The sequence below is a fragment of the Pantoea sp. At-9b genome (assembly GCF_000175935.2).
Classification (GTDB): Bacteria; Pseudomonadota; Gammaproteobacteria; order Enterobacterales; family Enterobacteriaceae; genus Pantoea.
Genome location: NC_014837.1, coordinates 3840515 through 3861132, shown reverse-complemented (window position 1 = coordinate 3861132; position 20618 = coordinate 3840515). Strand labels below are relative to the sequence as shown.

At 56.2% G+C, this 20618-nt stretch carries 25 protein-coding genes and 1 other RNA gene; 14 read left to right on the top strand and 12 right to left on the bottom strand.

Annotated features, from left to right (window positions below):
• Positions 1 to 40: 40 nt before the first annotated feature.
• The gene (yjgA, locus tag PAT9B_RS17735; RefSeq protein WP_013510663.1) at positions 41 to 586 is read right to left on the bottom strand and encodes a ribosome biogenesis factor YjgA; all 546 of its coding nucleotides are present in this window, start codon (positions 584 to 586) and stop codon (positions 41 to 43) included.
• A 115-nt stretch (positions 587 to 701) separates the two neighbouring features.
• Here yjgA and pmbA point away from each other — a divergent pair, with 115 nt between their 5' ends.
• The 11 genes from pmbA (at position 702) to PAT9B_RS17680 (ending at position 10143) form a co-directional block, all read left to right on the top strand.
• Positions 702 to 2042: a metalloprotease PmbA gene (pmbA, locus tag PAT9B_RS17730; RefSeq protein WP_013510662.1), complete on the top strand. Its 1341-nt coding sequence runs from the start codon at positions 702 to 704 to the stop codon at positions 2040 to 2042.
• Between the two features lie 69 nt (positions 2043 to 2111).
• On the top strand, positions 2112 to 2498 hold the full coding sequence (gene cybC, locus PAT9B_RS17725) for a cytochrome b562 (protein WP_013510661.1): 387 nt from the start codon (positions 2112 to 2114) through the stop codon (positions 2496 to 2498).
• 254 nt (positions 2499 to 2752) lie between these two features.
• On the top strand, positions 2753 to 3085 hold the full coding sequence (locus PAT9B_RS17720; RefSeq protein ID WP_013510660.1) for a glycine dehydrogenase: 333 nt from the start codon (positions 2753 to 2755) through the stop codon (positions 3083 to 3085).
• A 19-nt stretch (positions 3086 to 3104) separates the two neighbouring features.
• A complete protein-coding gene (locus tag PAT9B_RS17715) occupies positions 3105 to 3467 on the top strand; it encodes an SFCGS family glycine-rich protein (protein ID WP_150105800.1) in 363 nt (120 codons plus the stop codon).
• Positions 3468 to 3469: 2 nt separating this feature from the next.
• Positions 3470 to 3769 (top strand): DUF4312 family protein, encoded by a 300-nt coding sequence (locus PAT9B_RS17710; protein WP_013510658.1) that lies wholly within the window; start codon positions 3470 to 3472, stop codon positions 3767 to 3769.
• Positions 3770 to 3796: 27 nt separating this feature from the next.
• Positions 3797 to 4573: a DUF4311 domain-containing protein gene (locus tag PAT9B_RS17705; RefSeq protein ID WP_013510657.1), complete on the top strand. Its 777-nt coding sequence runs from the start codon at positions 3797 to 3799 to the stop codon at positions 4571 to 4573.
• A gap of 12 nt (positions 4574 to 4585) precedes the next feature.
• Positions 4586 to 5227, top strand: coding sequence for a DUF4310 family protein (locus PAT9B_RS17700; protein WP_013510656.1), 642 nt, complete (start codon positions 4586 to 4588; stop codon positions 5225 to 5227).
• A 9-nt stretch (positions 5228 to 5236) separates the two neighbouring features.
• Positions 5237 to 6370 carry an amidohydrolase/deacetylase family metallohydrolase gene (locus tag PAT9B_RS17695; protein WP_013510655.1) on the top strand — a complete coding sequence of 378 codons (1134 nt, stop codon included), beginning with the start codon at positions 5237 to 5239 and terminating at the stop codon, positions 6368 to 6370.
• The gene (locus tag PAT9B_RS17690) at positions 6354 to 7475 is read left to right on the top strand and encodes a DgaE family pyridoxal phosphate-dependent ammonia lyase (RefSeq protein WP_013510654.1); all 1122 of its coding nucleotides are present in this window, start codon (positions 6354 to 6356) and stop codon (positions 7473 to 7475) included. The genes PAT9B_RS17695 and PAT9B_RS17690 overlap by 17 nt, the downstream gene beginning before the upstream one ends.
• Positions 7472 to 8209, top strand: coding sequence for a KDGP aldolase family protein (locus PAT9B_RS17685; RefSeq protein ID WP_013510653.1), 738 nt, complete (start codon positions 7472 to 7474; stop codon positions 8207 to 8209). Before PAT9B_RS17690 ends, PAT9B_RS17685 begins: the two co-directional genes overlap by 4 nt.
• 23 nt (positions 8210 to 8232) lie before the next feature.
• A complete protein-coding gene (locus PAT9B_RS17680; RefSeq protein ID WP_013510652.1) occupies positions 8233 to 10143 on the top strand; it encodes a transcription antiterminator in 1911 nt (636 codons plus the stop codon).
• A gap of 134 nt (positions 10144 to 10277) precedes the next feature.
• Here PAT9B_RS17680 and PAT9B_RS17675 read toward each other — a convergent pair whose 3' ends face one another.
• A complete protein-coding gene (locus tag PAT9B_RS17675; RefSeq protein WP_013510651.1) occupies positions 10278 to 11177 on the bottom strand; it encodes a LysR family transcriptional regulator in 900 nt (299 codons plus the stop codon).
• A 129-nt stretch (positions 11178 to 11306) separates the two neighbouring features.
• Between PAT9B_RS17675 and PAT9B_RS17670 the strand changes: the two genes are divergently transcribed.
• On the top strand, positions 11307 to 12008 hold the full coding sequence (locus PAT9B_RS17670) for a pirin family protein (protein WP_013510650.1): 702 nt from the start codon (positions 11307 to 11309) through the stop codon (positions 12006 to 12008).
• A gap of 30 nt (positions 12009 to 12038) precedes the next feature.
• Here PAT9B_RS17670 and dolP read toward each other — a convergent pair whose 3' ends face one another.
• From dolP to PAT9B_RS17650, 4 genes are read right to left on the bottom strand one after another with little or no spacing between them, the layout of a single operon-like run.
• On the bottom strand, positions 12039 to 12611 hold the full coding sequence (gene dolP, locus PAT9B_RS17665) for a division/outer membrane stress-associated lipid-binding lipoprotein (protein WP_013510649.1): 573 nt from the start codon (positions 12609 to 12611) through the stop codon (positions 12039 to 12041).
• Between the two features lie 14 nt (positions 12612 to 12625).
• Entirely contained in the window at positions 12626 to 13213 is a 588-nt protein-coding gene (diaA, locus tag PAT9B_RS17660; protein WP_013510648.1) for a DnaA initiator-associating protein DiaA, read from the bottom strand.
• 14 nt (positions 13214 to 13227) lie between these two features.
• A complete protein-coding gene (locus tag PAT9B_RS17655; RefSeq protein ID WP_013510647.1) occupies positions 13228 to 13623 on the bottom strand; it encodes a YraN family protein in 396 nt (131 codons plus the stop codon).
• Positions 13581 to 15641, bottom strand: a complete 2061-nt coding sequence (locus PAT9B_RS17650) for a penicillin-binding protein activator (RefSeq protein ID WP_013510646.1) — start codon at positions 15639 to 15641, stop codon at positions 13581 to 13583. Before PAT9B_RS17650 ends, PAT9B_RS17655 begins: the two co-directional genes overlap by 43 nt.
• Before the next feature lie 62 nt (positions 15642 to 15703).
• Between PAT9B_RS17650 and rsmI the strand changes: the two genes are divergently transcribed.
• Together rsmI and rnpB are read left to right on the top strand one after the other, a co-directional pair.
• Positions 15704 to 16567: a 16S rRNA (cytidine(1402)-2'-O)-methyltransferase gene (rsmI, locus tag PAT9B_RS17645; RefSeq protein WP_013510645.1), complete on the top strand. Its 864-nt coding sequence runs from the start codon at positions 15704 to 15706 to the stop codon at positions 16565 to 16567.
• Positions 16568 to 16600: 33 nt separating this feature from the next.
• Positions 16601 to 16979: RNase P RNA component class A (rnpB, locus tag PAT9B_RS29405), an RNA gene on the top strand.
• A 307-nt stretch (positions 16980 to 17286) separates the two neighbouring features.
• Here rnpB and PAT9B_RS17640 read toward each other — a convergent pair.
• The 6 genes from PAT9B_RS17640 to PAT9B_RS17615 form a co-directional block, all read right to left on the bottom strand.
• Complete coding sequence (locus PAT9B_RS17640) at positions 17287 to 18261, bottom strand: glutathione S-transferase family protein (protein WP_013510644.1); 975 nt, start codon at positions 18259 to 18261, stop codon at positions 17287 to 17289.
• A gap of 67 nt (positions 18262 to 18328) precedes the next feature.
• Complete coding sequence (locus tag PAT9B_RS17635) at positions 18329 to 18739, bottom strand: DoxX family protein (RefSeq protein WP_013510643.1); 411 nt, start codon at positions 18737 to 18739, stop codon at positions 18329 to 18331.
• A gap of 210 nt (positions 18740 to 18949) precedes the next feature.
• Positions 18950 to 19234: a YqjK-like family protein gene (locus PAT9B_RS17630; RefSeq protein ID WP_013510642.1), complete on the bottom strand. Its 285-nt coding sequence runs from the start codon at positions 19232 to 19234 to the stop codon at positions 18950 to 18952.
• Entirely contained in the window at positions 19231 to 19629 is a 399-nt protein-coding gene (locus tag PAT9B_RS17625) for a phage holin family protein (RefSeq protein WP_190274671.1), read from the bottom strand. Before PAT9B_RS17625 ends, PAT9B_RS17630 begins: the two co-directional genes overlap by 4 nt.
• A gap of 2 nt (positions 19630 to 19631) precedes the next feature.
• Complete coding sequence (locus tag PAT9B_RS17620) at positions 19632 to 19937, bottom strand: YqjD family protein (RefSeq protein WP_013510640.1); 306 nt, start codon at positions 19935 to 19937, stop codon at positions 19632 to 19634.
• Between the two features lie 154 nt (positions 19938 to 20091).
• A complete protein-coding gene (locus tag PAT9B_RS17615; protein WP_013510639.1) occupies positions 20092 to 20466 on the bottom strand; it encodes a DUF1090 domain-containing protein in 375 nt (124 codons plus the stop codon).
• Between the last annotated feature and the right edge of the window lie 152 nt (positions 20467 to 20618).

Below are 20618 nucleotides of genomic sequence, written 5' to 3'. Positions count from 1 at the left end.
GCGCGATTTATCGCGCCGTTACGGTTCAGCAGTTTGAAGCTTATTGAGCCTCAGCCAGTTCACGCAAGTACTGGAAAATCTGGCGCGCAGATTTCGGTGGTTTGTTGCTGGCTTTCTCTTTCTGCGCATTACGGATCATGCTACGCAGTTGCTGGCGATCTGCCTGCGGATAGAGGTTAATCACCTCCGCCATCACATCATCACCCTGCTCAATCAGGCGATCGCGTAAGTTTTCCAGTTTATGGAACAACGCAACCTGCTGGTTGTGGCGGTTTTTCAGCTTATCCAGTGCCTGGCGAATCGGGTCTTCATCGCGTGCGCGCAGCATTTTGCCGATCAGCTGCAACTGGCGGCGACGGCCTTCTTTCTTGATGCGCTGCGCCAGTTCAATGGCGGCACGCAAATCTTCGTCGAGTGGAATCTTGTCGAGGGAGTTTTTCCCCAGTTCAACTAACTCGGCACCCAGGCGCTTCAGCTCCTCGGCATCGCGTTTGATTTCGCTTTTACTGACCCAGATAATCTCTTCGTCTTCTTCTTCCTGATTATCCGGCACATCATCGAGCCAGTCTTCGGGCTGCTTGGTCATCTCTTGGCTCCCTAAAAAAAGAGGCTAATCCTACCAGTTTATCGGGTGACTGCGAAATTGTTCTCTGAGTCTGATAGACTCAAAATATTCATACATAAGATTAGACGGCAGGTCGATGAACGTATCTACTCAGGTTGCAGAACAACGTAAAGTGTTGGAACAGGCTGTCGCACAGGCGCTGGAACTGGCGAAAGCCAGCACGGATGGCGCGGAAGTGGCGGTCACCAAAACTACCGGGATTGGTGTCAGTACCCGCTACGGCGAAGTGGAAAACGTCGAATTTAACAGCGATGGCGCGCTCGGCATCACCGTTTATCATCAGAATCGTAAAGGCAGTGCGTCTTCTACCGACCTCAGCCCGGATGCCATCAAACGCACCGTGCAGGCGGCGATCGATATCGCACGCTACACCTCAACCGATCCCAATGCCGGTCCGGCCGATCGCGATCTGCTGGCGTTCGAGGCACCGGATCTCGATCTCTACCATCCGTGGGAGATCGATGCCGATCGCGCCATTGAACTGGCGGCGCAGGCAGAGCAGGCGGCGTTGCAAGCTGACTCGCGCATCACCAATACCGAAGGTGGCAGCTTTAACAGCCATGTCGGCATCAAAGTCTTTGGTAACAGCCACGGCATGTTGCAGAGTTACTGCTCCAGCCGTCATTCGCTCTCCAGCTGCGTGATTGCCGAGCAAAATGGTGAAATGGAGCGTGATTACGCCTACACCATTGGCCGTGATATCAACGACCTGCAAAGTGCCGACTGGGTCGGTGCCGAATGCGCCCGTCGCGTGTTGTCGCGCCTGGCCCCACGCAAACTCTCCACCATGAAAGCGCCGGTGATTTTCGCCCCTGAAGTTGCCACCGGCTTGTTTGGCCATCTGGTGGGCGCGATCAGCGGCGGCAGTGTCTACCGTAAATCCACTTTCCTGCTGGATGCGCTGGGCACGCAGATTCTGCCGGAGTGGCTGACCATCGAAGAGAAACCGCACCTGCTGAAGGGACTGGCTTCAACGCCGTTCGACAGCGAAGGGGTACGCACTCAGGCGCGTGACATCATCAAGCAGGGCGTGCTGCAAAACTGGCTGCTGACCAGCTATTCCGCGCGTAAACTCGGCCTGCAAAGCACCGGCCATGCAGGTGGCATCCACAACTGGCGTATTGCCGGTCAGGGCCACAGCTTTGAAGACTTGCTGAAGCAGATGGGGCGCGGTCTGGTGGTGACGGAGTTAATGGGGCAGGGCGTCAGCGCCATTACCGGCGACTACTCACGCGGTGCCGCCGGTTACTGGGTGGAGAACGGCGAAATTCAGTACCCGGTGAGCGAAATCACTATCGCGGGCAACCTGAAGGACATGTGGCGCAATATGGTCACGGTCGGCAACGATATTGAAACCCGCAGCAACATCCAGTGTGGATCGGTGCTGCTACCGGAGATGAAAATCGCCGGGCAATAATGACATCGCTTCCTGAAGGCAGCCCGCAAGGCTGCCTTTTTTGTCAGTAAAATAAAAAAGGAATAAACGATGCGTAAGCATATGATTGCAATGTTGTCTCTGTCGCTGTTGTTCTCCAGTACCAGCCTGTTTGCGGCTGATCTGAAGCAAGATATGCACACCCTGAATGATGGGCTGAAAACGGTGAAGAAAACCGACGATGCCCAGGAGATGCAAACCGCGCTTGGCCAGATGCGCCAGGCGGCGGAGGATGCGAAAAAATCTACCCCGGAAAAACTGGCAGGACAGCCTGCTGATAGCGCTGAAATGAAGGATTTTCACGCCGGACTGGATTCCCTGATTGCCCAGATTGATGTCGTCGATCAACTGGCGAAAGCCAACAAGTTGGATGAAGCCAAAACTGAGGCGAAGAAACTGGACGATATTCGTAGCGTTAACCATAAGAAATTCCGCTGACAGCCAGGCCAGCCATGCGGCTGGCCTTATTTCCCGGGTCATATCTGACTGCTTATTCGCCTTAAATCCATCATTCTGTGTAAAACGTGATGCGTTTTGCATTATTCGTGCATCCTGCGATCTGGCGCACAGTTGCCCGCGTGATTTCCACTTCGAGGTGGAAAAGATGCGTCTCCACAGCCAACCACGAACAGCGTAATTTCTTCTCAACGCGAATTAACTGTGATTGTCCGCTGTAAACAGGAGTGAGCCAGGTGAGTAGTGAAGCTGTTCCGCTGAAACAAAGCACGCCGGAAGCGATTCAGGCGCTGGCGGATAACGTGATGATGCAGATTGCCGCGCTGTATGCCGCGCACCACATCGAACCTAATGCGGTGCAGCAGCAGATGCTGGCCTCACATGTGCGGGCGATGGCCTCGCGCTCCCTGACCGGTGAAGCCTTACCGGAAGTGGAAGCGGAGTTGTTCGAGGATATTTCGCCCGAGACCATGGCGCTGGCGCAGCAGGTGGTGGATTTGTTCGGCAACCTGCCACGTGAAGAAGCGTGGCTGCTGTCGGTACACATTGAAGTAGCAAGAACTCATTAAGTCAGCAATCAGAGAGGAATTGAACATGGTAACGGTAGTCATTGGCGATCGTCTGGGTAAAGGACAAAAAGTAGCGGCAGGCGTGGAAAAAGCCGGTGGCCGTGCGGTGGTGGTGCCAGGTGTGGCCGCAGATATGAAGCTGGGCGACGTGATGAAGGCGGAGAATGCGGATTTCGGCATCTCCTTCTGCGGCAGCGGCGGTGCAGGGGCGATTACCGCGCAGAACAAATATGGCTACAAATCGAAACACGGTATGCGTTCGATTGATGAAGGCGTCACCGCGATTAACGAAGGTGCCAATGTCCTCGGTTTTGGCTTTATGGATAAAGAAGAACTGGGGGAGCGGCTGGTACTGGCCTGGAAGAAAAAATACGGCAGCTAAGTATGAAACAACAATACGTGACTCAGGTAACGGTACAGGGCAAAGGTGACAGCAAAGCCAAAGCCTTTGCCGATGCCCTGAGTAAGGTGCAGCAGCAGGTGCTGCGCACCACACAAAAGATTCTGCTGCGCATCGAACCCCAGGATGTTCGGGTGCTGCGCGCGCAGGAGCGCGTTAAGACAGAGAAATTTTTGTTCTTTTTCCTCGCGCGTGAGCGACGGAACTACAGCGTGGAGCTGGAGATCACCGTTAGCGTCACCGTGATCGATACCGAGCAGGTGGAATTCACGGCGGCACCTTAACAACAGACGAAAAACAAAGGTAAACGCATGTTTTTAATTATTTTGTTTAAGTCGTTAATCATTGGCGGGTTGGTAGGGGTTGGCGTTGGAGCAGGTGCGGCGCGCATGTTCCATGCTCCTACCACGCAGGGCATGGGCGCGTTCCGGACATTGGGCGAGCTTAATTCCTGTGAGGGCGATCCGGCATCGCACTTCTCCTTTGGTCTCGGCTTTTTCTTTAACGCCTGGGCTTCATCTGTTGCAGCAGGTTCTTTCACCCAGGATGTTGACCATCGCATTCTGCCCAACTGGGGCGCGGCGGCTCTGATGGTGAAAAACCGCAACGTGGCCGAAACACTACACAACCCGAAGAAGATGGCGATTGCCTGCGGCATCATCGGCATGATCGTCGTCGCCTTTTTGAATAGCACGGCTTCTGCTGTGCCAGCAGCGTTGCAGGTCACAGCGGTAAAAGTACTGGTACCGGCGGCTAACCTGCTGGTGAACACCGTCATGCCGGTGATCTTCTGGCTGGCCGCTATCGATGCCGGGAAAAAATCGGGCTTCTGGGCCACCATTTTTGGCGGTTTGGCTCAGCTGATTATGGGTAACGCCGTGCCGGGTCTGGTACTGGGCATCCTGATTGGTAAAGGCGTCGAGGAGAGCGGTTGGAACAAGGTCACCAAAGTGATGATGATCGCCATCGTGCTGCTATTCGTGCTGAGCGGCTTCTTCCGCGGCTTCGATATGAAACTGCTGCAATCCTTCCAACTGGGTATTCCGGGTTGGCTGGATATGATCCACAACAGCCTCAGCGGCAAATAAGGAGCCATCCGCATGAACGAAAACAAAGGGTTCTGGTACGCCGACTGGTCTTTCCCGATTTTTGTCGGCCTGCTCTCCGCCGGGGTATTTGCCGGTACGCATATGTACTACCTGTACGGCATTGGTGCTTTTAACGAAGTGGCGTTTGTCTCGATGCTGCGTTCCGGCATGGAAACCGGTGTCTACGGTGCCGTCGCGGCGTTCGGTGCCAGCTTCCTGTTTGCCCGTATCATCGAAGGTTCGCTGGTGGGGATTCTCGATATCGGCGGGGCGATTCAGACCGGGGTCGGTCTTGGGGTTCCGGCGCTGCTGCTGGGCGCGGGCATTGTCTTCCCGGTAGCGAACTTCGCCGCCTCGCTGGCGACCGGTCTGGTGATTGGTGTGGCGATTGGCTACATCATCATCCTGGCGCGTAAGTTCACCATCAATCAGAGCGACTCCACCTACGGTGCTGACGTGATGATGGGGGCAGGTAACGCTTCGGGCCGCTTCCTCGGGCCGTTGATCATCCTTTCGGCGATGACCGCTTCGATTCCTATTGGTCTCGGCTCGCTGGTGGGTTCCCTGTTGTTCTACCTGTGGAACAAGCCCATTACCGGCGGTGCGATTCTCGGTGCCATGGTGCTGGGCGCGATCTTCCCGATTTCTCTCTAAGGAGGGGATATGTTTGATGTCATTCTCCGTCGTGCGCGTCTGTGCGACGGGCAACTGGTGGATATCGCGTGGCAGGACGGCAAAATCGCTGCGCTGGGCGCGGTAAGCGGCCAGACCGCCAGGGAGCACGACCTGGCCGGACGCTTTTACGTCAGCGCAGGCTGGATCGACAGCCACGTTCACTGTTACCCAAAATCGCCAATTTATCATGACGATGCGGATGCCATCGGCGTCGCGCAAGGCGTTACCACGGTGGTGGATGCTGGCAGTACGGGGGCTGATGATATTGACGATTTTTATCAGCTGACGCGCCAGGTCACCACCGACGTTCGTGCGCTGATCAACATCGCCCGCACCGGTATTGTCACGCAGAACGAACTGGCCGATATGGCGCAGATCGACGGCGAGGCAGTGGTACAGGCCATTCAACGCCGTCCCGACTTTATCGTCGGCCTCAAAGCGCGTATGAGCAGCAGTGTGGTGGGTGAAAACGGTATCCAACCGTTAATCCGTGCCAAAGCCATCCAGCAGGCGGCCGGTAATCTGCCGCTGATGGTGCACATCGGCAACAATCCGCCGGTACTGGAGGAGATCGCTGATCTGCTGACCTCCGGCGACATCATCACGCATTGCTACAACGGCAAACCCAACCGCATCCTGACGCCACAGGGCGAGCTGAAAGCGGCGGTGAAAAACGCGATCGCGCGCGGCGTGCGGCTGGATATCGGACACGGCAGCGCCAGCTTCAGCTTTGAAGTGGCGCGCCAGGCGATTGCCCAGGGCATTCTGCCGGACACCATCAGTTCTGATATTTACTGCCGCAACCGTCTCAATGGCCCGGTGCACAGCCTGGCGCATGTGATGTCGAAATTCTTCAGCATGGGTATGACGCTGCCGCAGGTGATCGACTGCGTTACACGTAACGCTGCTACCGGTCTGCGACTGAAAAACAAAGGTTGCCTGGCAGTCGGTTACGACGCCGACCTGACCATTTTTACCGTCAAAGAGGAAGCCCGCCCGTTTGTCGATGCTGAAGGCGAACAGGTGCTGGGTGAGCAACATCTGGTGCCGCTGGCCGCCGTGGTGGCAGGCCAGTGGCATCTGACTGATGAAGGGAAAGCCAATCATGTCTTCGATTTATGAAAAATATGACCTGAAGCAGGTCATCAACGCCTCTGGCCGCATGACCATTCTCGGCGTGTCGACACCGGCAGCGGATGTGGTGGATACCGTAAAATACGGCCTCAACCACTACTTTGAGATGAAAGATCTGGTGGATAAAACCGGTGCGTATATCGCCCGGTTGCTTGAGGTAGAAAACGCGGTGGTGGTCTCCTGTGCCTCGGCCGGTATCGCCCAGAGCGTAGCAGCGGTGATCGTCAAAGATAATGCCTGGCTGCTGGAAAACCTGCATGCCGCCCCCCTCAGTGTGCCGCACGATATCGTGGTACCGAAGGGGCATAACGTCAATTTTGGCGCACCGGTTGGTACCATGGTGGCGTTGGGCGGTGGACGCCTGGTGGAAGCAGGCTACAGCAACGAATGTTCGGCAGAACAGCTGGCAGCGGCGATTACGCCGACCACTGCCGCGTTGCTGTACATCAAATCTCACCATTGCGTGCAGAAAAGCCACCTCAGCGTCGAACAGGCGGCGGTGGTGGCACGTAAGCATGGTATCCCGTTGATTGTCGATGCCGCTGCCGAAGAGGATTTGCAGTGCTATTACCAGATGGGCGCTGACCTGGTGATCTACAGCGGGGCGAAGGCGATTGAGGGGCCAACCAGTGGACTGGTGATTGGCCGTTCACACTATGTTGAGTGGGTGAAGCGCCAGAGCAACGGCATTGGCCGTGCGATGAAGGTGGGCAAAGAAGGCATTCTGGGGCTGACGCAGGCGATTGAAAACTATCTGTCGCAGGAGAAAACCACCGGCGCAGAGATGGTAGAAAAAATGACGCCGTTTATCACCAACCTCAACACCCTGAACGGTGTGAGCGCGCGTGTCGTGTGGGATGCTGCCGGACGTGACATCGCGCGTGCCGAAATCAAGTTCGACGAGACGCAAACCGGCTGGGCCACTGGCGAGTTGGTGCAGGCACTGAAAACCGGGGATATCGCTATCTACTTCCGTGGCTACAAAGCCAATGAAGGGATTATCGAAGCTGATGTACGCAGCGTCAGTGCCGATCAGCTGCATACCATTTTTACCGCTATTCAGGGATTGCTCAACGGGGAGACACGCGCATGACGCTGACACCGAAATTTTATCAGGGCCGTCTGTGCCTCAATGTGCTGGCGGGTTCTAAACAGAACGCGCGTGATATCTGGGAAGCGGCGGACGGTTATGTGCTGGTGGGCGTGTTGTCAAAAAACTACGCCAGCACCGAGGCGGCGATTGCCGACATGCGCGAGTACGCGGCGCTGATTGATAATGCAATTTCTGTCGGGCTGGGTGCCGGCGATCCCAATCAATCGGCGATGGTGAGTGAGATTGCGGCTGAGCTGCAACCACAACACGTTAACCAGGTGTTCACGGGCGTTGCCACCAGCCGCGCGTTACTCGGCCAGCACGACACCGTGGTGAACGGTCTGATTTCCCCCACCGGTACGCCGGGCCTGGTCAAAATCTCCACCGGACCGCTGAGTGCGCAAGGGCCGGATGCCATCGTGCCGATCGACAGTGCCATCCGCTTGTTGCAGGACATGGGCGGCAGTTCGGTGAAATATTTCCCGATGGGCGGGCTGAAAGCGGTGGCGGAGTATCGCGCGGTGGCGGAAGCCTGTGCACGTCACAACTTCTGGCTGGAACCAACCGGCGGCATTGATCTCGACAACGTTGAAGAGATTGTGCGTATTGCGCTGGAGGCGGGCGTCAGTAAAGTGATTCCGCACGTCTATAGTTCGATTATCGACAGTGCAACTGGCGACACACGCATTGAAGACGTGCGTCAGCTGCTGGCAACGTGCAAAAAGTTGTTGTGACAATTAAGTAACAGGTGAAGCCCGTGAGATTTCCCAACCAGCGTCTGGCCCAACTTTTCGCTGCGCTGCAAAATGAAACGCTGCCGCAAGATGAGCTGGCACGGCGTTTTTCCGTGTCGACCCGCACGGTGCGCACCGATATCACGGCGCTCAATGCGCTGCTGGCGCAGCATGGCGCGCAGTTCGTGTTGGCGCGTGGCGAGGGTTATCAACTGAAGGTGGAGGACGCGCTGCGTTTTGGCCAACTCCAGACACAGACCGCAGCACCGTTGCGCGTGCCACGCACTTCGCAGGAACGGGTGCGTTATCTGCTCAGTCGTTTTCTCACCGCAGCCTATTCGCTCAAACTGGAAGATTTGTCAGAGGAGTGGTTTGTCAGCCGCGCGACCCTGCAAAGCGATATGGCTGAGGTGCGTGAATGGCTCGGGCGCTATCACCTGAATATTGAAACCAAACCGCGTTACGGTATGAAGCTGTTCGGCAGCGAAGCGGCGATCCGTACCTGCCTGACCGATTTGTTGTGGCAAATTGATCAGGAAACGCCGGATAGCCCGCTGTTGACGGTAGAAACCTTACACAGCGGGATGCTGGAGCAGCTGCAACCGCTGCTCCAGCAATGTTTCACGCATCACGCCATCCGCCTCAGCGATGAAGGTGAGCGCTATCTGCAAATCTATTGCGCGGTGGCGGTACGGCGTATCAGCGAGGGGTTTCCCCTCAACGATCCTGGCGCGGAAGATGTGGGTGATGAAGTGCGCGAAGCCGCGCATCAGTTGGTGAACCTGATGCGGCCGCTGGTGGGCAAACCGATTTCCCAGGCGGAAGAGAACTGGCTGCGCGTTAACATCGCGGCCCGCCAGATTCAGGCGCTGGCTCCCAGCACCATCAATGCCGATGATGCGGACGCGCTGGTGGATTACCTGCTGAATTACATCAACACCCACTACAACTACCGTCTGCAACAGGATGAGCAACTGCGCGCTGATTTGCTCACCCATATCAAAACCATGATTACCCGGGTGCGTTACCAGATCCATATCCCCAATCCGCTGTTGAGTAATATCAAGCAGCATTACCCGATGGCCTATGACATGACCCTGGCGGCGGTTACCAGTTGGGGAAAATATACGCCATACACCATCAGTGAAAACGAAATCGGTTTCCTGGTACTGCATATTGGTGTGGGCCTGGAGCGTCATTATGACGTGGGTTATCAGCGTCACCCACGGGTGCTGCTGGTGTGCGATAGCGGTAATTCTACGTTGCGTATGATCGAGGCGATGTTGCTGCGTAAATACCCTCAATTGCAGGTAACGGGACGCCTGTCGCAGCGTGAGTATGAAGCAATCGACGTTATCGACGAGGATTTTGTTATCTCCACCGCCCGGTTGCGCGAGAAAAACAGCCCGGTGGTGGTGATGTCGCCATTCCCAACAGAATTCCAGCTGGAGCAGCTTGGCAAGCTGGTGCTGGTGGATCGGACCCGGCCTTATATGCTGGAAAAATACTTCGATGCGCAGCATTTCCTGGTGATTGACCAGCCGATGACGCAATCGGCGCTGTTCCGCCAACTGTGTGACCAGCTACAGCACGAAGGCTATGTGGAAGCGGATTTTTATCCGTCGGTTGAGGAACGCGAAGCGATTGTCAGCACTCTGTTGGGGGAAGGCATTGCGCTACCGCACTCGCTGGGGCTGCTGGCGAAGAAAACCGTGGTCTACACCGTGTTAGCCCCGCATGGCATTAGCTGGGGCGAGGAAACTGCGTCGGTGATTTTTCTGCTGGCCATCAGCAAAAGCGAATACGAAGAGGCGATGGCGATCTATGACCTGTTCGTGACTTTCCTGCGCGAACGCGCCACCACCAGACTGCGTGACTGTGGTGATTTCACCAGCTTCAAAGCGGTGGCGATGGATTGCCTCAGTCGCCTGTAGCGGCGCGATTAATCGCGTAATGCGTCTCCGTACCCTTCGTAGCGGCGCGATTTATCGCGCGGTTTCGTACACGTTGCCAGAAAAATCCGCGCGATAAATCGCGCCGCTACGGAAAGGCTAACCCGCTGCGCGGATTAGCCTTTTTTCGCCAGCAGACGTGGGATCTCGCGCAGGCACCAGGCTTTCGCTTCGCCCATGCTGTCGCGCCGCCACGCCATAATGATATCCACTTCACGGGTATATTCGGCACTCACCACGCGCAGACGCCCTTCAGCGATATCCTGCTCCACCAGTGAGTAAGGCATGGTGGCTACGCCAAGCCCGGCCAGCAGCGCTTTACGTTTGTCCTCCATGCTACTCACCGTCAGGCGCTGCTGTTTATCCAGCAACTGCACGGTCAACACTGGACGCTCGCGGGCGGTGTCGGCCACGGCAATGCCGCGATACTTCACACGCGTCACTTCAGACTGTGGCTCCGCTTCCTGATGAATCGGATGATCAGGGCTGGCGACGTACACGCTCATCATGCTGTACAGCTTGCGGGTGTTGATTTCAGTTGAAGCGCGGAAGTGCATATCCGGCGCAATGACGATATCGGCACGTCCTTGCTCCAGACGTTCCCAGGCACCGGCCAGCACTTCGGTCACCAGGGAAATCTGCGTATTGGCTTTATCCGCCAGTTTGGTCACCAGCGGGAACAGGTGTTCGGTCGGCACCAGCGCCTCGGTAACGATGGTGAGATGCGTCTCCCAACCACGAGCCAGCGCTTCGGCATCGGTGGTGAGTTTGTCGGCGGCCTCCAGCAACACACGCCCGCGCTCCAGCAGCATGCGGCCCACATTGGTGAATTTGGTGCGGTGGCCGGAACGGTCAAACAGCACCACATCCAGCTCCTCCTCCAGCTTCTGCATGGTGTAGCTCAATGCGGAAGGTACACGTCCCAGCTCGTCGGCCGCAGCGGCAAAGCTGCCGCGCCGGTCAATAGCATCCATCACACGTAAGGCTTCCAGGGTTAACGCGCGCTCTTTTGCCATGCCGCTTCTCTGTCAGGAAATTTGAACATGCCAGGCAGATTAACTGGCTAACAATCCGGCGTCCAGCCTTTTACCATAATCCTATAAAGCCTGCGGTCGTATCATCCCGCAGAGCGTCGGAGGACTATCATGATGACAACCCGCTGCGCGTCAGCATGTGGCCAGGCCGATTTCGGTTGGTTGCAGGCGCGATACAGCTTCTCATTTGGCCACTATTTTGACCCCAAACTGATGGGCTATGCCTCGTTGCGCGTACTCAATCAGGAAGTGCTGGCACCCGGTGCTGCCTTCCAGCCACGTACCTATCCGCAGGTTGATGTACTCAACCTGGTGTTGCAGGGCGAGGCCGAGTACCGCGATAGCGAGGGCAACCACATCATTGCGCGTGCTGGTGAAGCGCTGCTGTTGTCAGCGCGTCAGGGCGTGAGCTACAGCGAAATCAACCTCAGCAAAGATCAACCGCTGACGCGCATGCAGTTGTGGCTGTCGGCCTGCCCGGAGCGTGAAAACCCGTTATTGCAGAAAATGACGCTGCCTGCGCAGACCTCTTTCCTGTTGGCCTCGCCAGACGGTGCACAAGGTAGTTTACAGCTGCGTCAGCAGGTGTGGATTCACCAGGTGACACTGGCACCCGGTGAGCAGCACAGCGTGAAGCTGAATGGCCCACGTGCCTATCTGCAATCGATTCACGGATCGCTGGATGTGCAGGCGAGCAGTGCGCATCAGGAAAAACTGAGTTGTGGCGATGGCGCGTTTCTGGCTGAGGAACAGCAGATTACGTTGCAGGCAAAAACGCCGTTACGTGCGCTGGTGATTGATATTCCGGTGTGAAAAAAGGGCGGCGGATGCCGCCCTGAAGGTTTATTTCAGAATGGTAAAGGCGGTGGTGACGTGCTTCACGCCGCTCACCCGGCTGGCAAGATCGGCCGCCGCAGTGGCTTCCTGTTGGGTAACCAGACCCAGCAGGAACACTTCGCCGTTTTCAGTGGTGACTTTCACGTTTGACGATTTCACCTGATCGCTGCCCAGCAGTTGTGAGCGGATTTTGGTGGTAATCCAGGTATCGGTAGAGGACGTTCCGAGGCTGACCTTCTGGCCGGTACGGATTTCGTTGTAGACCTCGGTCGCGCCATCAACGCCCATCGCGATCTGTTTCGCGCGGCTGGCGAGATCCGCTGACGGTGACTGACCGGTCAGCAGCACTTTGCCCTGATAGGCGGTCACGACGACACGCGCCTGATTTTTGATCTGTTCATCTTTTGCCAGCGCATTGCTGACGCGCAATTCCAGCGTACCGTCATCCACCTGGGTGCCCACGGTGCGGGGATCGGTCGCGGTTTTAGTGGCCACTGCGGCACCGCCAGCAACAACGGCTACGCAGCCCTGCAACATCATGGCGGTGAAAAGAATGGCGACAGCGTTCAATGCTTTCATCTTAGCTCCTTCAGTCATTCCTGGTGGGGGAACAAGGTGTTATCGATCAAATCGCACAGGCAGTTCAGCGTCAGCATATGCATCTCCTGAATACGCGCACTGCGATGTGACGGAATGCGAATTTCCACATCGTGTGGGCCGAGCAGGCCAGCCAGCTCACCGCCGTCGTAGCCGGTCAGCGCCACGATGGTCATATCGCGTGTAACCGCAGCTTCAACCGCTTTGATAATGTCGCGGGTGTTGCCACGGGTGGAAATGGCCAGCAGAACATCACCGGCCTGGCCAAGCGCTCGCACCTGCTTGGCATAAATTTCATCGTGCAACCGATCGTTACCAATGGCCGTTAACATCACGTTGTCGGCACTGAGCGCCAGCGCGGGCAGGCTGGGACGCTCGGTCTCAAAGCGGTTAATCATGCTGGCGGCAAAGTGCTGGGCATTGGCCGCTGACGCGCCATTGCCACAGCTGAGGATTTTGTTACCGCTCAACAGCGACTGCACCAGCGTCATGGCGGCGCGGGAAATAGCATCCGGCAGCGCCTCGGCGGCAGCGATTTGAGTCTGAATACTTTCGGTAAAACACGCTTTAATTCTGTCCTGCACAAGACCACCTGGTTCTACACATCAGCATGAAAGGCATCGGGCAGCCACTCCAGCTCGCGCCCGGTAATGGCTATGATGTCAAAGCGGCAATTTACCGTGTCAAAACTGCCGTTACGTCCCAGCAGCCATAGCGCTGCGGTACGGAGTAGCTTTTGTTGTTTCTGACGTGTCACGCTGGCGGCCGCACCGCCAAAACGCGCATCACGTCGATAGCGCACTTCGACAAACACCCAGCAATCGCCATCCTGCATGATGAGGTCAATCTCACCGCTGCGACAGCGAACATTGCTGGCAATCCATTGCAGCCCGGCGCGCTCCAGATAGCGGCGCGCCTGCTGCTCTTGCTCAGCGCCAATGCGCTGGCGATTTACTGTACCGGAACGATTTGTCCCTGACGATACTGGTTCCATGCCAACTTCCTGTTGATCACGCAATCCGGGGTGGCGCTCAGCTTGCCGGTGTTGCCATCAATGGCAAAGCCCGGCACCTGACGCATCTGGTTAAAGTGGTTCGCCAGCGTCCAGGCATCAATGCCCATCGCGTACAGGCGGACCAGCGAATAATCGTTATTAAACGATTTTGCTGCTTGCTGCATCAGTGCCGGGTTGCTACCGGAGAGCAACGGAATATCACTGAATTGCAGGCCATCCATCTCCAGGCGGAAATCCGGGCCGGCACCGGCCTGGAAGCTGCGTGAACTGGCGTACAACGCGATATTGCTGCGGCTGCTGGTGCGCATTGCAATCATCGGCTTGATCAGCTGTAACTCATCCTGGTTGGCAACGATATACACCGCATCAAGGCTGCCACCGCTGGTATCGGCCACGGGAGCGCTGGTCTGCGGTGCCGGGATGTTCAATCCGGCGATCGACACACCCTGCGGCTGTGCCGGTTCCACTATCAGCGGCGTACCGCTTAAGTTAATGCCCGCGCCACTGTTGATGCCTTGTTTCAGCTCGCTGACCGAGCCAAAACGTTGTTGCAACACGGTCGAACCGCCCAGCGTCTGCCACTCTTGCGCAAAGGCTTTACCGACGCGATCGCCATAGCTGTTACGCGGCAACAGAAGCAACGGCTGACGCTTGCCCTGGTCCCACATATGGTGAGCGGCATCGCGCGCTTCGTCTTCAGGAGAAAGCGCAAAGTAACAAATATTCGGATGGTTCTGGATCTGTTCTGGCTCGTTCAACGCCAGCACGTTAAGCGGCGAGTTGCTGTTGGCAACGGTTTCTACGTCACTTTTCAGCAGCGGACCCACTACGATGGTCGCGCCATCCTGCTGTGCCTGCTGCATCACCTGCTGAATGGGTTGGCTGCTGGTGTCATACACTTTGACCTGAGCGCTGCTATCGCCTGTGCTGGCTGTCGGGGCAGGTGCAGCAGCAGGTTGTGGCTGGCTGCTTTGATCCGGGGTGATGGCCGCAGCGGCCGGGCTGACCACCGTATTGGCGGTTGCATCTGGCGTAGCCGTGGCTTGTTGTGGTTGCTGAGCGTTGGCGTTGGCATCAGCACTGGCCGGTGCCGCGGTTGGCTGCGGTTGTGGAGCGGCTGCCGGTGCTGTTAACACCCCGTTTTTCGCATCGTTAAAACCTTTCTGGATGGCGTTGGCGAAGATCTGTGCCTGACCATTCAGCGGCAGCAGCAGCGCGATGGTGCTGGTAGACGCTTTGCTGAAGTTCTGCACCTGACCCAACGCGGTCGGCAGCGTTTTGGCGGCCGGATTGAGCGGGTAGCGTGTTTGCCAATCTTTGATGGCGGCTTTCAGCATCTCCGGGTCCTGGCTGTTGGTATGCCAGGTGTTGAGCAGATCCAGCCAACCTTGCAAGGTATTCTCGTCGGCATTGATCACCAAGCTGTTCAGCTGATCTTTGGTCATCTGGGTCAGCGCCTGCCAGGTGGCGTCAATATTGCTCTGGTGATCGGCCGCTTTCAGCAGCGGTTCCTGAGCGATATAGGCGCGCAGCAATGCCAGCGAGGGACGATTCTGGGCGGCTGCGATTTGCAGACCGTAATAGCGAGCCTGCTGATCCTGCGACAGGCTGTCAGTTTTCACCTGGCTCAACAGTTGTTGTGCGCCATTGAAATCCTGCTGACCAATCTGCATCTGCGCTCGCAGCAACTGCAATTCCTGCTGCTGCACATCAGAGAGCTGCTGCGGCAATTGTTTGATCTGATCGCTGGCTTGTGGATACTTTCCTTCCTTCAACAAGGCACGGATGGCAAGTAATTGCCAGTCGGTCTTGCTATCATCGCTGCTTTGCTGCACCTGCTGCAGGTAATAGTCAGACTGGGCCGTGATCGGACCCTGAACATTGACGGTGGACGTTTGCTGTGGTCCCTGACCGCTACAGGCGGCTAAAATTAGCCCAGCGAGAAGAACAGGTACAAAGCGTCCTGCTTTACGACGTAAGACTTTTGAAGGAAGCATACTGTATCCAGTGATGTTTTTTTCTAGATGCTCAATATTAAATCGGCAATTCGGATGAAACAATGAAACAACTCGATCGGGCAGACATTTCTGCCAGCACGCTCTATATCGTTCCTACCCCGATCGGTAACCTGGGTGATATTACGCAGCGTGCGTTAACGGTGCTTGCGAGCGTCGATCTGGTCGCTGCGGAAGATACACGTCATACCGGGCTGTTGCTACAACATTTCGCCATCAATGCGCGACTGTTCGCACTTCACGACCACAACGAGCAGCAGAAAGCCGAGGTGCTGCTGGCCAAATTGCAGGAAGGCCAAAGCATTGCGCTGGTTTCTGATGCCGGAACGCCGTTAATCAACGATCCCGGTTATCATCTGGTGCGTCGTTGCCGTGAAGCAGGTATCCGCGTGGTGCCGTTGCCGGGTGCCTGCGCGGCGATTACAGCATTAAGCGCAGCGGGATTACCGTCCGATCGTTTCTGTTACGAAGGGTTTCTGCCCGCGAAAACCAAGGCACGCTGCGATGCCTTGCGTGCGCTGGCGCAGGAACCGCGCACCCTGATCTTCTACGAATCGACCCACCGTTTAATCGATAGTTTACAGGATATGGTCAGTGAGTTGGGTGGCGATCGCTATGTGGTGCTGGCGCGTGAAATCACCAAAACCTGGGAATCACTGCATGGCGCGCCGGTAGCGGCGTTGCTGGCCTGGGTGCTGGAAGATGACAATCGCCGCAAAGGTGAGATGGTGCTGGTGGTAGAAGGGCATAAGGCCGATGAAGAGGCGTTACCGGCGGAGGCTCTGCGTACCCTGGCGCTGCTGCAACAGGAGCTGCCATTGAAGAAAGCCGCCGCGCTGACGGCGGAAATTCACGGTGTGAAGAAGAACGCACTGTATCGCTACGCACTCGATCAGCAAGAGGCGTGACAAACGACGGCGGATCGCCTATTATCCCGCGCCGAAGCTGACCAGACAGTCGCCGCTTTGTCGTCGTCCCTCTTCGGGGGGAGACGGGCAGAGGGGAGGAAAGTCCGGGCTCCATAGGGCAGGGTGCCAGGTAACGCCTGGGGGGCGCAAGCCTACGACCAGTGCAACAGAGAGCAAACCGCCGATGGCCCAGTAATGGGATCAGGTAAGGGTGAAAGGGTGCGGTAAGAGCGCACCGCGCGGCTGGTAACAGTTCGCGGCACGGTAAACTCCACCCGGAGCAAGGCCAAATAGGGGTTCACAAGGTACGGCCCGTACTGAACCCGGGTAGGCTGCTTGAGCCAGCGAGCGATTGCTGGCCTAGATGAATGACTGTCCACGACAGAACCCGGCTTATCGGTCAGTTTCGACTTTTTAATGCAAAAACCCCGCTTCGGCGGGGTTGTTGTTTTTGTCCGAAATGAATGACTGTCCACTCCTCTTTCCATGAAAAGAACCCGGCTTATCGGTCAGTTCCGACTTTTTAACGCAACAACCCCGCTTCGGCGGGGTTTTTGTTTTTGTCCGAAATGAATGACTGTCCACTCCTCTTTCCATGAAAAGAACGCCGGCTTATCGGTCAGTTTCGACTTTTTAATGCAAAAACCCCGCTTCGGCGGGGTTTTGTTTTTTAGCATCCAATGAACCGTAGCGGCGCGATTTATCGCGCCCTGAAGAATTTATCCCCGACCGTGCGGCTCATCCCAGTTAAATGCCGGTCCCAGCGAAATCACTCCGCTCGGATTGATGGTCTTGTGGCTGCAATAGTAATGATGACGGATATGCGGCAGATTGACCGTCTCTGCAATTCCCGGCATCTGGTAAATATCACGCAGGAAGCCGCTCAGGTTGCGATAATCGCTGATCCGGTGGCGATCGCACTTGAAATGCGTGACATACACCGGATCAAAACGCACCAACGTGGTCCACAGGCGCAGATCGGCTTCGGTTAACTGATCGCCGGTAAGATAGCGATGCTGACCAAGAATTTGCTCCAGGCGTGCCAGCGAATGGAACAGCGCCGTCACCGATTCATCATAAGCGGCCTGCGAAGTGGCGAAGCCCGATTTGTACACGCCGTTGTTGACCGTGTCGTAAATCCAGCCATTCAGCTCATCAATCTGTGGCCGTAACGTCTCGGGATAGTAATCGCCCGCGCGAGCACCCTGGGCATCAAACGCGCTATTCAGCATGCGGATAATATCGGCAGATTCATTGCTGACAATGGTGTGCTGCTGTTTGTCCCACAACACCGGCACAGTCACGCGCCCGCTGTAATGCGGATCGGCATGCAGATAGAGTTGATACAGGTATTCGTTCTGATACAGCGAATCGCCGGTCGCGTCGGGAAAATCGTCGTCGAAGGTCCAGCCATTTTCCAGCATCAGCGGATGCACCACTGACACGGAAATCATCTCTTCCAGCCCCTTCAGCTTGCGCATCAGCAGGGTGCGATGCGCCCATGGGCAGGCGAGTGAAACGTATAAATGATAGCGGTCGCGTTCGGCAGCAAACCCCGCCTTCCCGGTAAGACCTGCGCTGCCATCGGCGGTAACCCAGTTACGCCACACCGCTTCGGAGCGTTTGAAGCGGCCACCGGTTGACTTCGTATCGTACCAGGTGTCATGCCAGACACCATCAATCAGTTGTCCCATAAGCCCTCCATAAAAAAATGGGGCGAGGAATATCCTCGCCCCTTTTCAGTATACGCTGCTTGTATGCTTAGCGTGCGGTTGCAGGCTGCAAACGCTGACGAATCAGACGGTCGATGCTGTAAGCACCCGGACCTACCAGACCCAGTACCAGGAAACCGCCTGCGATGGACAGGTTTTTCATGAACATCAGCTGGTTAACGCCTTCTGCGAAGTTACTGTGGAACAGGAACGCCGTCAGAATGGTGAAGCCGGCAGTAAACAGCGCGGTGAAACGGGTCAGGAAGCCGAACAGAATCGCCAGACCACCACCCAGTTCCAGCAAAATCACCAGCGGCAGCAGGAAGCCAGGGACGCCCATTGACTGCATGTACTGTGCGGTGCCCGCATAACCGGTCAGTTTGCCCCAGCCAGCGGTGATAAACAGAATGGTCATCAGAACGCGTGCCAGTAACAGGCCAGAATCTTCGAATTTTTTCATCATCTACTCCAACAAGGTTTTTATTGCAGGTTGCTGGCCTGCGGCAATGTATCCCGTCGAATCACGTCTTGCAATTCATTGGGCTGATGGCTAGAGATGATAATCGCGGGTTGGAAAGGTTGTAAGCGAGATAATCTGTCGATGTTGTTCAGGAATTCTGATGAAGAGAAAAACGGACCTGAAAAAGGCCCGTTGCAAGAAGGAGTTAGCTTAGCGTGGTGGCATCGCTGATTTGATCATGCGCCAGGTGCTCCACAGGCCAAAGCCGCGTTTTGCCCAGCGCAGCAGCCGATTAGGACTGCGAATTGACCATATTGCCAGCGCGCTGCTGCCGATCGCCAGATAGCGACGCAGACTGAGAAAGGTGAGCCAACCCCGGTCATATTGCGCGGTGCTCTCCAGCCACTCACGCCTGGTTGCGCTCAGATCCAGCCGTTGCTGTTGTACCTGATTCAGCAAGGCATGGATGCGTGCTTCGCGCTCGCGGCGGCTCATGAGCGATGTTCCTCCAGCAATTTGCGATCGGTTTCCAGCTCTTTCCGCGTATGACGCAGCAGCGTGGACTGGCGGGATTTACGGAGTGTCCAGACACCAAAAATCAGTGCCAGCAGGAACAGGACGGCGGTGGTAATCGCAATCGCCATCAGCCGATATTGCGCATCCACTGCCCAGATGATCAGCACCATCAGGCTCATCAGCCCGAAAGCGGTAAACAACATGGTCAGGCCCACCATCATCAACATCTGAATCAGGTTGGCTTTTTCCTCTTCCAGTTCCACCACTGCCAGCCGGATGCGTGTCTCAACGATACTGACCAGCGTGGTAACGATACGTTGACCGATGTTGAGGACCCCTTTGCCCGGGCCGTGGCTTTGCTGACTGTCACTCATCATTAACGCCGGGAAAGCAGAATGCCGATGACCACACCCACTGCGGCCCCGATACCCACACCGTGCCATGGATTCTCTCGCACGTAGTCATCCGCCTTGTGCGCGGCTTCGCGGGTGGATTGCGCCAGGCGTTCGCCGGATTCGCCCAGACGTTCACGCGAGGTGTCGAGCGCTTCGCGAGCTTTCTGACGCAGTTTATCCAGCTCGGTTTTCGATTTATCACCGGTGCTGCTCAGTACCTCTTCCAGGGTGTCTGCAAGGTTTTTCAGTTCCGCACGCAAATGTTCTGATGTTGAGTCTTTAGCCATAAAAATCTCCTTTTATGCCCGTCATACTTCAGGTTACAGGTGCATTAGCTGCGTTCATACACCTCAGTCACTTACTGGGGTAAGCTCCTGAAGTCTATGAGCTTGCCGCCTTCCTGCAACCTGAATTATTTAGGGCATATAACAGTAATTCCGATTAATAGCGCTCAGCCTCGAGTTGTTTCAGTTCGTGGCGCGCTTCTTCCAGCTTGCGCTCGCGTTTTGCGATCTTCTCTTTGTCATTACCTTGCTGGCGTTCTTCTTTCAACTCACGCTCACGTTCGGCCACATCATGCTTTTGCGCTTCAATACGCTCGCGGTGCGCGGCTTTCAGTTTTTCATCGGTACAACTGGCGCGCACTTCGGTTAACGCGCGTTCCAGCCCGGTGACCCGGCGCTGGTTATCATGCTGCTTTGCCATACCAATTTCGCGCTGAATGTCCTGCTCCTTCTGCTGGCACAGTGACTCTGCTGCCAGCAGTGAACCGGAGAGGGAGAAGAGAACAGCACCCAAGAGTAATTGACGTTTCATCAGGTAAAACCTTCCTTTGTGAATGACCTGCCGCAAACCGGGCAGGATAGACTTCCCAGCTTGTCTTGTGCTCGCGCTACCTTTAAGCATAGACAGCGGATGAAAAAATTCAAAGAAGACGCGGAGATAGCGAGGAGTAGCGGTTGCCCGGC

Excerpts from the sequence above, each read along its gene's own strand:
- yjgA (WP_013510663.1), bottom strand. The coding sequence starts at position 586 with ATGACCAAGCAGCCCGAAGACTGGCTCGATGATGTGCCGGATAATCAG.
- pmbA (WP_013510662.1), top strand. The coding sequence starts at position 702 with ATGAACGTATCTACTCAGGTTGCAGAACAACGTAAAGTGTTGGAACAG.
- cybC (WP_013510661.1), top strand. The coding sequence starts at position 2,112 with ATGCGTAAGCATATGATTGCAATGTTGTCTCTGTCGCTGTTGTTCTCC.
- PAT9B_RS17710 (WP_013510658.1), top strand. The coding sequence starts at position 3,470 with ATGAAACAACAATACGTGACTCAGGTAACGGTACAGGGCAAAGGTGAC.
- PAT9B_RS17705 (WP_013510657.1), top strand. The coding sequence starts at position 3,797 with ATGTTTTTAATTATTTTGTTTAAGTCGTTAATCATTGGCGGGTTGGTA.
- PAT9B_RS17700 (WP_013510656.1), top strand. The coding sequence starts at position 4,586 with ATGAACGAAAACAAAGGGTTCTGGTACGCCGACTGGTCTTTCCCGATT.
- PAT9B_RS17695 (WP_013510655.1), top strand. The coding sequence starts at position 5,237 with ATGTTTGATGTCATTCTCCGTCGTGCGCGTCTGTGCGACGGGCAACTG.
- PAT9B_RS17690 (WP_013510654.1), top strand. The coding sequence starts at position 6,354 with ATGTCTTCGATTTATGAAAAATATGACCTGAAGCAGGTCATCAACGCC.
- PAT9B_RS17685 (WP_013510653.1), top strand. The coding sequence starts at position 7,472 with ATGACGCTGACACCGAAATTTTATCAGGGCCGTCTGTGCCTCAATGTG.
- PAT9B_RS17675 (WP_013510651.1), bottom strand. The coding sequence starts at position 11,177 with ATGGCAAAAGAGCGCGCGTTAACCCTGGAAGCCTTACGTGTGATGGAT.
- PAT9B_RS17670 (WP_013510650.1), top strand. The coding sequence starts at position 11,307 with ATGATGACAACCCGCTGCGCGTCAGCATGTGGCCAGGCCGATTTCGGT.
- dolP (WP_013510649.1), bottom strand. The coding sequence starts at position 12,611 with ATGAAAGCATTGAACGCTGTCGCCATTCTTTTCACCGCCATGATGTTG.
- PAT9B_RS17655 (WP_013510647.1), bottom strand. The coding sequence starts at position 13,623 with ATGGAACCAGTATCGTCAGGGACAAATCGTTCCGGTACAGTAAATCGC.
- PAT9B_RS17650 (WP_013510646.1), bottom strand. The coding sequence starts at position 15,641 with ATGCTTCCTTCAAAAGTCTTACGTCGTAAAGCAGGACGCTTTGTACCT.
- rsmI (WP_013510645.1), top strand. The coding sequence starts at position 15,704 with ATGAAACAACTCGATCGGGCAGACATTTCTGCCAGCACGCTCTATATC.
- PAT9B_RS17640 (WP_013510644.1), bottom strand. The coding sequence starts at position 18,261 with ATGGGACAACTGATTGATGGTGTCTGGCATGACACCTGGTACGATACG.
- PAT9B_RS17635 (WP_013510643.1), bottom strand. The coding sequence starts at position 18,739 with ATGAAAAAATTCGAAGATTCTGGCCTGTTACTGGCACGCGTTCTGATG.
- PAT9B_RS17630 (WP_013510642.1), bottom strand. The coding sequence starts at position 19,234 with ATGAGCCGCCGCGAGCGCGAAGCACGCATCCATGCCTTGCTGAATCAG.
- PAT9B_RS17625 (WP_190274671.1), bottom strand. The coding sequence starts at position 19,629 with ATGAGTGACAGTCAGCAAAGCCACGGCCCGGGCAAAGGGGTCCTCAAC.
- PAT9B_RS17620 (WP_013510640.1), bottom strand. The coding sequence starts at position 19,937 with ATGGCTAAAGACTCAACATCAGAACATTTGCGTGCGGAACTGAAAAAC.
- PAT9B_RS17615 (WP_013510639.1), bottom strand. The coding sequence starts at position 20,466 with ATGAAACGTCAATTACTCTTGGGTGCTGTTCTCTTCTCCCTCTCCGGT.